The organism is Chryseobacterium sp. MYb264 (assembly GCF_035974275.1).
In the GTDB taxonomy this organism is placed as follows: domain Bacteria; phylum Bacteroidota; class Bacteroidia; order Flavobacteriales; family Weeksellaceae; genus Chryseobacterium.
On record NZ_CP142422.1, the window covers coordinates 2,178,295 to 2,191,887 of the forward strand.

Annotated in this window: 11 protein-coding genes; all 11 read right to left on the reverse strand. The window is 36.7% G+C overall.

Annotated features, from left to right (window positions below; genetic code table 11):
• Positions 1-5: 5 nt before the first annotated feature.
• The 11 genes from VUJ46_RS09205 to VUJ46_RS09255 all read right to left on the reverse strand — a co-directional run bounded on the left by VUJ46_RS09205 (position 6) and on the right by VUJ46_RS09255 (position 13,584).
• The gene (locus VUJ46_RS09205; RefSeq protein ID WP_326984687.1) at positions 6-1,943 is read right to left on the reverse strand and encodes a type VI secretion system Vgr family protein; all 1,938 of its coding nucleotides are present in this window, start codon (positions 1,941-1,943) and stop codon (positions 6-8) included.
• Positions 1,944-2,136: 193 nt separating this feature from the next.
• Positions 2,137-2,541 (reverse strand): type VI secretion system tube protein TssD, encoded by a 405-nt coding sequence (tssD, locus tag VUJ46_RS09210; RefSeq protein WP_267405004.1) that lies wholly within the window; start codon positions 2,539-2,541, stop codon positions 2,137-2,139.
• Between the two features lie 188 nt (positions 2,542-2,729).
• Positions 2,730-3,683, reverse strand: coding sequence for a hypothetical protein (locus VUJ46_RS09215; RefSeq protein WP_326984688.1), 954 nt, complete (start codon positions 3,681-3,683; stop codon positions 2,730-2,732).
• Positions 3,684-3,848: 165 nt separating this feature from the next.
• Positions 3,849-4,358 (reverse strand): hypothetical protein, encoded by a 510-nt coding sequence (locus tag VUJ46_RS09220; RefSeq protein WP_326984689.1) that lies wholly within the window; start codon positions 4,356-4,358, stop codon positions 3,849-3,851.
• A 214-nt stretch (positions 4,359-4,572) separates the two neighbouring features.
• Positions 4,573-5,166, reverse strand: coding sequence for a hypothetical protein (locus VUJ46_RS09225; protein WP_326984690.1), 594 nt, complete (start codon positions 5,164-5,166; stop codon positions 4,573-4,575).
• Positions 5,167-5,173: 7 nt separating this feature from the next.
• Complete coding sequence (locus tag VUJ46_RS09230) at positions 5,174-5,845, reverse strand: hypothetical protein (RefSeq protein ID WP_326984691.1); 672 nt, start codon at positions 5,843-5,845, stop codon at positions 5,174-5,176.
• Entirely contained in the window at positions 5,793-9,032 is a 3,240-nt protein-coding gene (locus tag VUJ46_RS09235; protein WP_326984692.1) for a hypothetical protein, read from the reverse strand. The genes VUJ46_RS09230 and VUJ46_RS09235 overlap by 53 nt, the downstream gene beginning before the upstream one ends.
• A gap of 20 nt (positions 9,033-9,052) precedes the next feature.
• Positions 9,053-9,556: a DUF4280 domain-containing protein gene (locus tag VUJ46_RS09240; protein ID WP_326984693.1), complete on the reverse strand. Its 504-nt coding sequence runs from the start codon at positions 9,554-9,556 to the stop codon at positions 9,053-9,055.
• Between the two features lie 96 nt (positions 9,557-9,652).
• Positions 9,653-12,052 carry a type VI secretion system protein TssR domain-containing protein gene (gene tssR / locus VUJ46_RS09245; RefSeq protein WP_326984694.1) on the reverse strand — a complete coding sequence of 800 codons (2,400 nt, stop codon included), beginning with the start codon at positions 12,050-12,052 and terminating at the stop codon, positions 9,653-9,655.
• 49 nt (positions 12,053-12,101) lie between these two features.
• Positions 12,102-13,013: a PKD domain-containing protein gene (locus VUJ46_RS09250; RefSeq protein ID WP_326984695.1), complete on the reverse strand. Its 912-nt coding sequence runs from the start codon at positions 13,011-13,013 to the stop codon at positions 12,102-12,104.
• 46 nt (positions 13,014-13,059) lie between these two features.
• Positions 13,060-13,584 carry a type VI secretion system transmembrane protein TssO gene (locus VUJ46_RS09255; protein WP_326984696.1) on the reverse strand — a complete coding sequence of 175 codons (525 nt, stop codon included), beginning with the start codon at positions 13,582-13,584 and terminating at the stop codon, positions 13,060-13,062.
• Positions 13,585-13,593: the final 9 nt, after the last annotated feature.

A 13,593-nucleotide genomic window follows, 5' to 3' on the forward strand; every position in this document is an offset into this window, starting at 1 on the left:
AACAATTAATAGTTTTTACTTTTTTGTCCGCTATTATTCTGCACTTCATTTTGTGCATGCTTGGTAATTGAAGCATTGGAAACCGTCTCTATGCCTTGATCTGCATTTACCACAGTTTTTCCTTTCTTTACTTCACTTTCCACATCACCTTCAATAATTTCCGTCATTTTTCCTGTAATATAGGTACTGGCATTTCCTATAACCGAGGTAATTTTCATGGCTCCAACACTTTCAGTATTATTCATACCAATTGTATTAGATTTGTTGACACCTACTGTTGTCGCCATATTTTCACTGACATCAATATTAAAATTTTTACATTTTATATTAATCGTTTCCGGCGCCGTAATATTAATATTGCTTCCGGTAGTATCAAGATGGATTTCATTGCCGGATTTATCGGTAATAATAATACTTTCATCTTCCGTAAAAATAACACGGTGACCGCTTCTTGTCTGAATAGACTTCACACGATTGCCCGCGCCGCCGCCCAAACCAATTCCTCCGTGAAACATTCCGCCCATGACAAAAGGTCTGTCGGGATGGCTGTGCACAAAATTCACCATCACCTGATCTCCGACTTCCGGAATGGCAACGTATCCTCTGTTTTGAGTAATCTGATCCGTTCCTCCTGCATCAGGACTCATCATTCGGATAAAATGGGTTGTATCATTGGTTTGCCAGTCGAATCTCACCTGAACTCTTCCCTGTCCTTCCGGATCGGTATTTGAAATCACTGTGGCGATTTGAGGCTCAGCTTTGGGTAAGGAAAATTCAGGTTTAGGTAAAAATCCGGTGTCTGAGGCAATGCCTTCAAAACTTCCAGAATAATGTCCTATGGTATCTATTTCATGGGTGGTTTCCGTGATCATGATCTTGGTAAAATACGAAGACTCATTACTGTCTAGTTTTCTCATCTGAACATCTGCAACACAGCCTGGGTGCAAAAACGGAACCGTTGTATTCCCTGAGATTGAAAAAACATTCATTGCTTCGCTTCCTGAAGCACTTTTTTGGGAATATTCCACATCGAGATGGGTAGATGCCTTTATCGGAGCGATCTGAAGCGCAGGAGTTTTATAAATTTTATCATTATGTGAATATGCTGCTTTAGCCAAATCTCCAACATGCTGTACCGGAGTTTCGGAAGCGCTGAGTTTTTCGTTTTTGCTGCTGTTATATCCATAAAACTGAGGTTTTGTATGAACAGCTTTCAATTCCACATGGATGTCATGTGCATTGCTTCCGTAGATTAGTTTTATGGGCTTATTCTGAACAGGAAGTTTGCCGAAGTGAAGCACCTCACCATCATAATAAAACTGTTCGCCATAGGCTTCGGCCATTCTCCCCAGATAATTATAGTGGCTTTCGTTATATTGACTGCTGTAGATGATCTGAGAATAATCATTAGTATCAATCCTGACATCAAACCGGCTTGTGTCAAGACCTTGTTTAATGATATCGTCCGCAATAATTCCCATATTTACGGGTTGTCCACCACCAAAACTCTGGATATGGGGAGCTCCGTCGAGCAAAATAGTCGGACTGTAGCCGGAAAGAACAATATTTCCAAGGCTCATTTTTTCCTGACTGAACCCCACACCTGTGATTACTCCAACGAATGTCCTTTCGGGGCTGTTCTCGATATCTTTATAAGAAATAACGGCAGTGAGTCTTTTGCCTAGAAATTTATTGGCTTCATCCAGTGTATGGCTCTGCCGGTCGCCCAGAGCATCATGAGCCAGTATGAGGCTGAACTGATGATGACGTTTTGTACTTTGCGTAAGCTTAAAATGCTTGTAGTACCTGATGACCTGCCCCTCGATAACCAAAGACAGCTTGACGAGACGATTGATTCCGGTATGATGATGATCTGATACGCCATCTGCGTTCTGAGTAGGACGAAAGCTTGTTCCCTGTCTGTTTTCAGGTGTCGTTAACATAATATTGTGATTGTGGTGAGGTTAAAGATAAAAAAAAAATCCCAAACAATTAATTTAAGTTAAATCATTACTTATCAGATTAATATGCAATGAATACATTCTTTTTAATTTTGTGAGGCCCAACAGTCTCAGGCAAAAAAGACCGTCTTTTGGGACAGTCTTTCTCTTATAAATCTTGATATCAGTATAAATTTTAAGATGATGGCCATAACCCTTCATAAGCAGAATTACCATAATTGATTTTTTCTGCACTGATAACGAAGCTGATCAACATACTGTTTTCGTCAACAGCATCGAAATCAACTTCATGCTGAATCACATATCCATTTTCCCAGTTCAGAGTAATCAACGTTCCTTCTTCATGAGATTTGTTGAATGTGATTTCGCCTTGTGTTGGCTTATATTTTCCGTTTAGTAAACTTTCAAGGATGTCTGATTTTTCAGTAGCTTCCACTGTAAGTTTGATGATTGCATTGGAAGGGTCTGATGCCACACGTCCTGATACGTCTGTAGATCTGGAAACGCTGTAGTTCAGTTTCAATAATTTCTGACCCTCGCCCCCGTTGAATTTTAAAATTCCTCTCGAATTTGCTGCCATTTTTGTAAATTTTAATCGTTAATACTATTTTGTGATTCGGTGATTGTGATACAAATATAAAACGGTTAAAATCTTTCAGGAAATAAATCAAAACATTTTTAAAATTTTGTAGTAAAACTACGATTTGATGTCGTAATTCTACGATGCTAGATTTAAAAAATTAATATAAACTTAATATCAAAAGCAGTTTACGAAAGTTCATCAAAAGAGAAAAATGTATAATATTTAACACCGTAAAGAGATATATCATACTGTACATCTGCTTTTTTCACAATTCCTGTCTGAGTATACAATGAATATTTTCCCGAAAAAATAATTTCTGAATTTGGAAAACTATTCTGCAAAAGAACCATTTCTGACGTATAATTTATATCTTCTACTTTTTGCTGAATAGGTACGGTATGGTCTTCGATTTTCTGCTCAAAAAAAGATTTCCCGTTGATAAATGAATTCCTGAGAGAGGCAAAATAATTTTTAATAAATGGATCGTCTTTCATCCGCTCATTAAATAATTCCTGGTTGAGAACCGCCATTTCATACTCTTTAATATACAATTCTGCATATTGATCGGGGAAAAGATCGAGCAAACGTTCTTTTATTTTATTAAAATTATTAATGGTTTCGGGTTTCAGGCTCACTTTTATCATCTCTCCTTTTGTATTCGTTGTAATAATCAAAGGATTTAATGATCGAATGCTTTCCACTGCCAAGTCAGCCAATTTACTTGACTGCCCGTCTGTAAAATTATTTTTATAAAGATAAAATACGTGTTCGCTTTCATGAGTTTCAACCCATTTTAAAGAAGCGGTATAAGTAAGCGTATTATCTTTGGTTTCCCCATCTTTTTCCTTTCCTTCCGTTATTCTCACAAAGTAAATCCGGCTGAAATCTTTGGGTTCAAAATTGATGATCGGGTTTAGTTCCGGACTTTTAAAAGGGGCATCATTGAGCAAATTATATTTTCTGACCTCATCCATATTTGGCATAAAAAGCCGCTTCCCTGAAACAAGATTTTCATGAATATAATCATTCGCAGAACACCGTTGATTGTGATATTCTTTAAGATATTTCGGATTTTCGAGATGTATTTCTTCAGATAAACTTTCAAGAGTTTCCCCCGAAAGAATAAAATGAATAATCATAGGGTTTGTATTTTGGTATTAACCAAATTAGTTTAAAAATTTTATTTATCAAAATCCATGTTCTGCATAATATTTTACAAAACGGGAAAATTAAATTTTATTTAAACAAAAAAACAGCATGCAAAAAATACACACTGTTTAGAATTTGAAAGTTTATGTAAAATGTTATTTGATGAAATTTAAGTACTTATCGGCACATTGCCCAAAGTGATCAAACTCGTTCATAGAATTTCCGTAATTCTGAATCACCAATGTATCGCCTTTCAAAAGACCTCCCATCGCGCCCAACGAAATATCGAACTCGTTTTTCTTTTCAGACTTAGAAATTTCGGCTCTTCCGGAAGCAATTACTTTTTTACTGTCGTAGATTTTATAGCCCACTTTTTTACCATCTTTATCAGTTAATTCAATGGAAAATCTACCGTTTTCGCAGGTTTTTGCATTATACTTTCCTTCTAATGCCTGAATTTCTTTTGCATCAAGAGAATCAATAACAGCAGGGCTTGCCTGACTTATTGTGTCGACTTTTGGAGGAGCAACAGCTACCTGAGAACTGTCTTTTTTTGGAACTGCATTTTCAGAATTTGTAGCTGCAGCCACTGTTTCTGTTTGTTTACAAGAATACAGGCACAACATTCCTAAAACGCTTAAGCTAATAAAGTTTTTTCCAATCATAATAATTTAACATTTGTTAACATCTCATTAGCAATTTTAGTACCAAATCTTAAATATTTCAAAAAATCACGAACGCTTCATTGAACTTACAATTCATATTTAAAATAAAAAAAGCTGCACTTCTCGTACAGCTCGTAGTATTTAGTTTAAATTAATTTTATATTAATTTTTTTTATTAACCGAAAAAGAAGTTTAAACAAGTTTTTAAATAAAATCATGAACATTTATGCAAAATGACAGGTGATTTTCCACCATTTTCTTTGATCATGACAAATTCATTTTTAAAATCATGCTTTCCGGTTTTCAGATTGTATAAACCGTACCAATCGATCACAAGAGCGCCATTTTTTAAAGACAATTTTCCAATTTCCTTATCTTTAGAAACTTCGCTGTCATTTACGGTTGGTTTATCAGAATAGAATTTTTTCTGCGAAGAAGTATTTTTAAAATAAAGCATAAAACCAGAATTGTCCTCCGATTTTTTAACCGTAACATTAATATAAACCGCATTATCAGAATATAAAGAGAGATAGCCTTCATTATTTTCAAATGACAATTCAGTCAGCTCGTTTTCACAGTTTACCGCCCAGTTTCCCTTAAGATCAGCTAAATTAACTTCTGGTTTTTTATCTTCAGATTTGACAGAAATCTTTTCTTTTTCTACAGGTGGCAAACTGCTTGCTGAAGCAGAAAGCGTAGTAACGTGAGTAGATTCGTTTTTATTTACTTGTACTTTATTTTCTTTACAGCTTAAAAAAGCCAGTAAGAGAAACAAACTACCAAAAGATTTAAGTTTAAAATTCTTCATACATCCTTTATTTTTCAGTATTTTCATACCAATATCTGGTGAGTTTTTTACCGCCAATCATTCCAAAATGGTAAGAATCGGGTTCTTCCTCTTTGATATAATCCGCTGGAGCCGGACAGTCAAAAATAGTGGTATTTTTTGCTAATTGCGATATATTTCCGTTATTTTTCAATCCGTATAATTGATGAATTTCAAAATATTCGTTACCACCGTTGACGATATATTTTCCGACCGCAATTCCTGATTCTTTTTTATCTTTCGAAAGCTGACAAACTGCATAATCCATGCCTTTTGGAATTTTTAGCGTATCCTTTAAAATTCCATCAAGAGAAATGAATAAATACCTGTTCTTATTTTTGTCTAACTGATTAAACGACTTCCCATTTCCGGCAACAAATTCAACAATCGAAATATTTACATTCTCTGGGCTTTGCCAACCTTTCTCAATAAAAACATCCGTTTTTTCATGAAAAAAATTCTTTAACTCTTTAGATTCAATTATTTTAAATCCGTTAGAAGAATAGCTTTTATCCGAATAAGAAGCGATATCAAACTTTCCTCCAATGAATTTCTTTTCCTGACTTTGGCAAGAAAAAAATATCAGAAAAGATAGTATTGTAAAGACTTTACAGATTTCTCTGATCCTCTTTTGGAGGATTCCAGCTTGTTTTTGTTCCATTTTGATTGTATTTATAAGTCACAGCTTCATCCTGATCCGGTGTATCGTAAGAATTTAATCTGATAAACCTCGCAGGGTTCGTACGTTTTGTTTTTCCTGTGTTAAAGGCATTCTGAACGGTTGCAATTTCCAAATGGAGATGCGGGCTCGGAATATTATTGGCAATGCTTCCCGAAACCCCGGAATATCCGATCAATGTTCCCGCAGTTACCGGACCATTTTCTACCAACCTCTTGCTAAGGTGCATATAGATGAAATAAACATCGTCTGTATCTTTGATATCGATTCCCATTTCTTCACCTCTTGCAAATTCTAACTGATAATTAATTAATTTTTCCTGTTCCAACAATTCATTTACATTATCAATCTTGATACGAATCGTCTGTCCCGCTGTATTTCCTGGAGTAGACTCTACCACTTGTCCATCCAAACAGGCATAAACAGGAGTTCCTTCGGTTTCATCTGTGATAAATGGCAAACCGAAAAGATCCAATCCTGAGTGATATTTAGTATATCCGTTTCTCACGTCACCATACGCACCACTCACCGGCTTGATATTTCCTGATGAGTTGTATTTCGGTCTTCGAGGATTGTCTACAGGATCATGCCAATTTCCGGCACCCGATTCTACAGGTTGACATTCATTAACTTTAAACACTGTTAAACCTTTCTCGAAGAATCTTTTAGCATCTTTCCAACCTGCTGTTCCTCCGTTTACCAATCTTCTTATTTTCTTCACATTGTCATCAGAAGAAACTTTAATGGTATCTGCTGTTTTCCAGATTTCGCCTTTTTCCCAATATGCAATAGCCGAAAGAACGGCGTATTTCGCTTCTTTCACTTTATCGGGATCCGCCTCCAGATCTACATATTCATCAGGGAAAATTTCTTTCAGATAGCCTGCTGCTTCTTTATAATTTCCTCTTCCGGTAAGCTGTTTCAAACCTCTTCCACGGAAGGTATATCCATCACCACTCGCCTCATCTCCATTTCCATTTCCGAAACCATTTTCTTTTGCATAAAGGAAGCTTAATAACTTTTTCTGAGGTCTTTCTGAAGCGTATTCTGTGGTTTTACCCATATCTCGGAGCTTTTTGGCTCTTTCACCAAATAAACTTTCGGTAATATTGGAAGCACCGTAAGGAATAGCATCAGATTCTACCATCCAATCAGGATTGATACCCGAAGTTTCAGCGCCAACCTGAGCAAAGAAATGTGCTTTTCGGAGGCAGGTGTTGATGTGAATATCTTTTCCTGATTCAAAAATATATTTGTTGAGATTATCTACAATTTCCTGTCGGAAAGCCTTATGATTAGGCAATACTCCAAACAGCTCTTCTATCTGTTCAAGGGTAATTTTTTCGGCACATCGAGGACATTTTTTACCAATTTCAAAGTAAGCACCATCCTGTTTCAGGAATTCTCCTTCATGTTTTTTGATATTTCCCTGAGCTTCTGCTTTTAGCCAAAGATATTCGGTAACGCTTTTATAAACATCAAAAGTTACCTTCTCATCTTTATTATAAACCTGCTGCGTAAGAGCGGCTTCAATGGTTTCTGTTTTGGCAAATTTTTTCTGAGCAGCAAGTTCTGCTTTTATTTTTCCGATGATAATTCCGGCAATTTTTTTCTTCTGTTCAGGAGTGGCTGTATTATTTCCGTTTCCGCCAAAAGTATAACTATGCGTTCCGTCTTTTACCCCTTTTAGTTTTTCTTTCCATTCTTTCAATGTATCATCAGATTTCGGACGAAGTTTTACTTTCACTTTCGCCATATTATTCTGAACAACCGCTTTAAGAACCGTGATTTCATTGCCGTTATCTTTTGCTTCCAAAACAGGCAAATCCCCATCCTGAGCTACTAAAATTGGTTCTTTTTCCTTGATTTTGATATTTACTTCCTTGCCATCTAATAAATACGTTCTGGCGACGATAAACACCTCTTCTTCTAAAGGCGCATTATTGATTTTCACCATTTCAGGACCCAACTTATACAACGCAAACGAGATCGTTTCTCCTTTGGCATACGAAGTTTTGGTTAACGCATTTTTAATATCATCAAGCTTGGCGTATTTTTTATCTTTTTTAACGAGAGCATCCACTTTTGGCTTGATAATTCCCGCAATTTTATCTTTATCAATATTGTTGTTATTGCCCGCAAAACTGTAGGTATGCTGGCCGTCTGTTTCTGAAGTTTCTATTTTAAACTCCTCTTTCGCAAAATAAGCATCCAGTAAGCCTTCTATTTTCTCTTCATTTACAACACTCGTACTTTTACCTTCCGGTTTTTGTACCGCTGGCTGCTGTTCGGGTTTTACAGTTCCGGAAGATTCAAACCAATCCCAAAGTTCACCCAGTTTATTTTTAACAGATTCGGTGGCTTTATCTACAATTCCTTTCTCGTCTTTTTTAGATTCAGGTTTCTGAGCTGCCGGAGAATCTGGTGCTTTTGGCGTTTTATTTTCAGGAGTTGAAGGCGTTGGTGTTGGAGCTGAAGGCGCTTTAAAATCAGGATTTTGAACATCAACATGTTTTGTCGCATGTTTTCTATTCTGATAATATTCTACCGTCACATAAAACTGCAGTTCCTTAGGATTAATTTCACCTTGTGCGGCTTTTTGCATTAAAGCTTTCGTTAAAACAAATTCTGCCGTGGCAACTCCATTTCTTTCCACGGTTATCTGCTTGCTATCGACAAATAAGTTGTTGGAATTGTGTCCGTTTCCTGCTGCATCATCTTCCCAAAGGGTAAATAACAATTTTTCTCCGGCAAGATTCACGCACTGTGCTTTAGCCACCAGTTTTTCGGTATAGCTGAAAACCGTTCCTTTAGAATCATTTACATAATGCAGTTCCACTTTATTGATCTTTGGAACAGCAGCCGGCTGAGGATTAATATCAATAGTCGTTGGGCCGCTTCCTTCAGGCTCATGAAGATAAGCTTCCAGACGATAGGTATTTTTGTGGGCAACTTCACCAAAAGTAAAACTGCTGTCGCCTACTTTTTTAATATTGGTTGAGGTAAATTTACCATCTGAACGTTTTTTGAACAGTTCCCAGGTGACCATCGCAGGATTTTTTTTCTCCTCAGGCGTTGCGGGATACCAGGAATCTATGTTGTACAAAGTTTTCTCTCCTACTTTGGGAGAAGAATTTCCTGAAATTTTTGAAACTCCTTTTTTAGACATATCAGAAAGTGTTTTTAAGGTTAATAAGCATCTATTTCACTTTCTAAAACAGTTTCCTTAAAATCATCCATTTTTACAAGCGGATTAATGTTCTGCACCGTTTTACTGTCTGCATTTTTTACATTCTTCTTGCTCATTTCTCCACGTTGGCCGTGGTCTTTTATGGTAATTTTACCGCCTGTTGTACATTGCAGTTCAGAAACTTCGGTAACGATCTTTTTACCCATTACCTTCACTTTATCATAGGTTTTCTGCCATTTTCCCGCAGGAGCATAAGCACACGGCAAATAACCGCCCGGAGTAGGTTTCAGTAAACATTTTCCGAAACTCGGACCTTGAGGATTGAACTGTAAATCGTCTTCTGTAACGGCAAGATAATCTGCACTGCCTTCAGCATCATTCCAGTAATGATGCTCGTGAACAGTTACTTTATACTGAGGAAACTGATCACCTTTATCGCACTGAGCCTTACCTTTTTGCACGACAAAGTGTTTGCCGTCATGAGGTGATGATTGATCTGACATACTATTTATATGATTTGGGTAGTGTAAAGATAAAAATTTTACATCAAAAAAGAAAAAAGCAGAAATAATTTTCTGCTTTTTATTATTCTTAACATATTAATGCTTAGTATATTCGGGGGCTTCTACCGGCATCATGGTCGGCATGAAGTATTCATTCAACCAGTAAAATTCCTGTCCGTTCTGTTTGATTTTCACGGCTGGGTCATTTCTGTGGGTAAGCATTCTTTCGGCAAGATTTTTATAGCTTGCAAAGTATGTTTTCACTGTTTCATTGGTAATGATGTCTGATTTTTTCCAGCCTTTCAAATTGTATTTTGCCATCAATTCTTCTTCAGAATTATCAAATCCTGTGCTTACTCCTACTGTGTAAGCCATTGGCTGCTTGTACAATTCACCTTTATCCATAAATTTCAGGGTAGGATTATACTTTTTCAACAGTTTAATATATTCTCTGATTGCTCTCGACTGGCTGAAATCTGTTCTTCCGGCTCCTGTATTTTCATACACTTCCGTATAAAAAGCTTTCAAATTATCGTATTCGGTTTCTGAAATCAAAATACCTTTTTCCAAACCAGGTTTATACTCTTTCAGATCTTTTGGAATATAACCTTTCACCAAAAACGGACTTCCGTAATTAATCAGCTGAGCAGCAATTCCCGCCGGAACCGGATTGGTAAGACCCGGATACAGATATTTGTACTTGATATCAACATCCGTTTTCCCAGCTCCAACTGAAGAGTGGAAATAATCATTCAGCGATTTATCAATCGTTGAATTATCTAAAGTTACCTGAGCAATCAAGCTGTCAACCGACTTTTTCAGGAATCCCGGTGTAGCAATATCTCCTTTTTTAGGAAAGATCACAAACCCTTGAGACATACTTTGTTTCGGATAATCTAATGAGAAGAAACCTGTTTCACCTTCTTTTAAACTAAAATTATTTTTAGTTAAAACATCATTCTGATTAATAATTTTCTGCTTTTTTAGTTCAGCAATATTTTTCGCTGTATTCGTTACTACATTTTCAGCCATCAATACAAAATCATTATAAGTATCTGATGATCTTGCGCTTGTCTGGAACATAATTAATCTTGCCTGAGCCTGAGTAAGCGAGTTGATCACGCCATACATATTTCCGCTTTGGTTGGCAGAAGTACCTACTCCGATCACGATATTGGTTTCATCAGGAAAATTGGAAAGAAGATTTCCTGCCGCCATCAAACCTTCATTTACCGGCTGATATCCGTTATTGCTTGGGCAGTTCATCTCATTTGTTTTCTGATCGATAAACGTTGTGATCTTGCTATAATCTGAGTTTAAAGGAGAAACGGCAACATTATCTCCACAAGAATTATTTTTATATAAAACTACCCCATATTTTACCTGATTAAAGTAAGAAGGCTTTTCAAATCTAAGCTGCAAATCCTGTAACAAAGACTTTACAATAGGCGCATATGGAGCATTCGGAGCACTGATATCTAATGTGAAAACAATATTGATGTGTTTATCTTTCTCTGTAATTTCGCGATAACGATCAAAATAGATCGGTTCTCCTAAAACATTGAACACGTAATTTTTACTGTAATCTAAAATATTCGTAAAATATTTCGTTTTAGAATCTGGTATTTCTTTTTCATTGAGAGCCAAAGTTACCGGGAAAATATTTTCAAGAGGAGTCCTTTTATTAACATCAGTCAGCAGGACAGCCGTTTTGTTCTCGCTGTCAGGCATCCCGGGAGCTCCCTCATGAATGCCCAGTGCGGATTCTTTTACCCCTGTAGTATTTTTCATTTTTACAGCAGATCGCTCGCCCCACGCCGAAATGACATTGGAACTTACCCAACCGTATAAACTTGAATGGATGCTGTCAATATCAATGTTCGGTTTTCTTCCGACCAAGAAGCGTTTATTATTTTCTGCCTGCTTGTAAACATACACAATCTGTCCATTCGGAATTTTCACATTCGCCTGCTCAATCAAACTGGGAGAATTAAAGACCATAATAGAATCATTTTTGTAGTACCTTTCAGCACTTCGGATCACATCGCTGTTGCTGGGAACGACAGCTACCCTCACCGGAAAGCCTGTTTTCTCATTTTTCAGAGAATTGCTCCAAAGAAGAAGATCGGATTCGGGGATCCAGCCATAGGTTTTTATCTGTTTCGTGGAGACCTTTTTCATTAATGCATCAGGGATATATTCTGCCACCTTCACCATTCCGTCCCTTTGTTTCAAAACCATTAAAGGTTCCAGAAACTTCACTTCCTTATACGATTTTTCGTCGTTTTTATCGATATAAGCCGTATTACGGGACCGGTCTGAGACAGCAATCCAGGGCACTGATTTTTTTGGGTATCCGTTAATGACTGAAGAGTTATCTATTTGCCCATATTTCGAGGGCTCCGGAGTTCTTTTCGACGGTAATTTTACCTGACAGCCTGCTAATACGACTGAAACTCCTATATAATATGCTGCTAGAGGAAATTTATTTTTCATCCTGATTTTCTTTTATGATTGGCTTGCCCGAAAGGACTCGGACGTTATTTTATTTACTTTGGTTGATTTCTACTTTGGTTACGCATTTCTGAGTATCGTCAAAATTTACTTTTACGGTCTGGATGACATTATTTTTATCAAACTGAAGCCCGGCACAGTACATATAAAAATTATTCTGCTTGCTGTCATTTACTTTTACAACCGTATTTTCGTTATTACACAGATATTTCTGAAGTAAATAATTATAATGGCTGTTAAAACTGTTTCCGTTGGCGATCTGCTGAAGATGATATTTAAAATCATCATCAATTTTAGCATAAGAATCCTCTACCGTTACTTCTTCATCATCCAATGGATTATAGGCCTGAAGGATTTTTATGTGATGCAGAATAGGTTCTGCATTCTCATCCGTATATAAAGTTACCGTATAATCTCCCGGCTTTTTATAAGAATAGATAGCCAATTTCTCTTTAGAGTCGATATTACCAGTTTCTCCGAATTTCCATGTAAATTGTTTAGCATTGGAAATAGCACGGAACTGTACGTTCTCAAACTGCATAGCCTGCGTTTGTGCATCAATGGTCGTGGCAGACTTTACGCTGTCTTTAGGTTTCGGAATCCCTCTTGCGGAAACTAAAACCGGAAAAGACTTGGAATATTTATTATCAATAATCAAAGTGACCTGATAATAGCCCGGCTTATTATAAAAGTGAAATCCCTTGCTCTTATCGGAAGTGGCACCATCTCCAAAATCCCATTTCTTGAATTTTGCAAATTTAGTCTTATCTTCAAAGGAAAGCGTATCTCCTACCGCGACTGATGATGGATAGACAACCCCTACAATGTCATCCGCAGAATGGATAACCTTTTTCTGCAGCCACAAAGCCACCAGAGCAGCGATAAGCAGGGTTGCAATAACACCAATAATAATGTTCTTTTTGTTCTTCTGAAAATAATTCATAGTTAATAATTGTGATGTATTTGTGTGATGTTTAGATACGGTGAAATTATTCTTTCCTGGCTTTCAATGCATTTTCACGCTGTAAAAGCTGGTCTTTTTTCTCTTTAAAACCAATGGAACAGTCCTGAAACTGCTTTTCAAATATTTTGATGTTCTCGGATTTCTTTGAGATCAGTTTTTTATCATCAAAATACATTTTGTAAAATTGGGCAATCTGAGGATAAGCCTGTTTACGAAGATCCGTAACCCCTACATTTTCGAAGGAATTGGCAATATCATTAATTCCGTAGCGGATATTATTTTCTTCAAATGGTTGCGGTACTTCGTCTGTTAGTTTGCTGATCTGAGAAAAAGTACTGTCCATCAGCGGCTGAACAATTTTCTGTTGCTGATCAAACTGTGACTTCTGATCCAGAGTCTGGATAGCGATCATATCTGAAGATGAAAAAGGTGATTCAAAACCCTTCAGAAATATAATCCCCAGGAATATTAAAGCTGCAAACAGCATCAATATCAGGTATACAAACTGATAGTGCTTTTCCTTTTTAGATAATGTAACTTGTCCTTGCATAATGTGTGT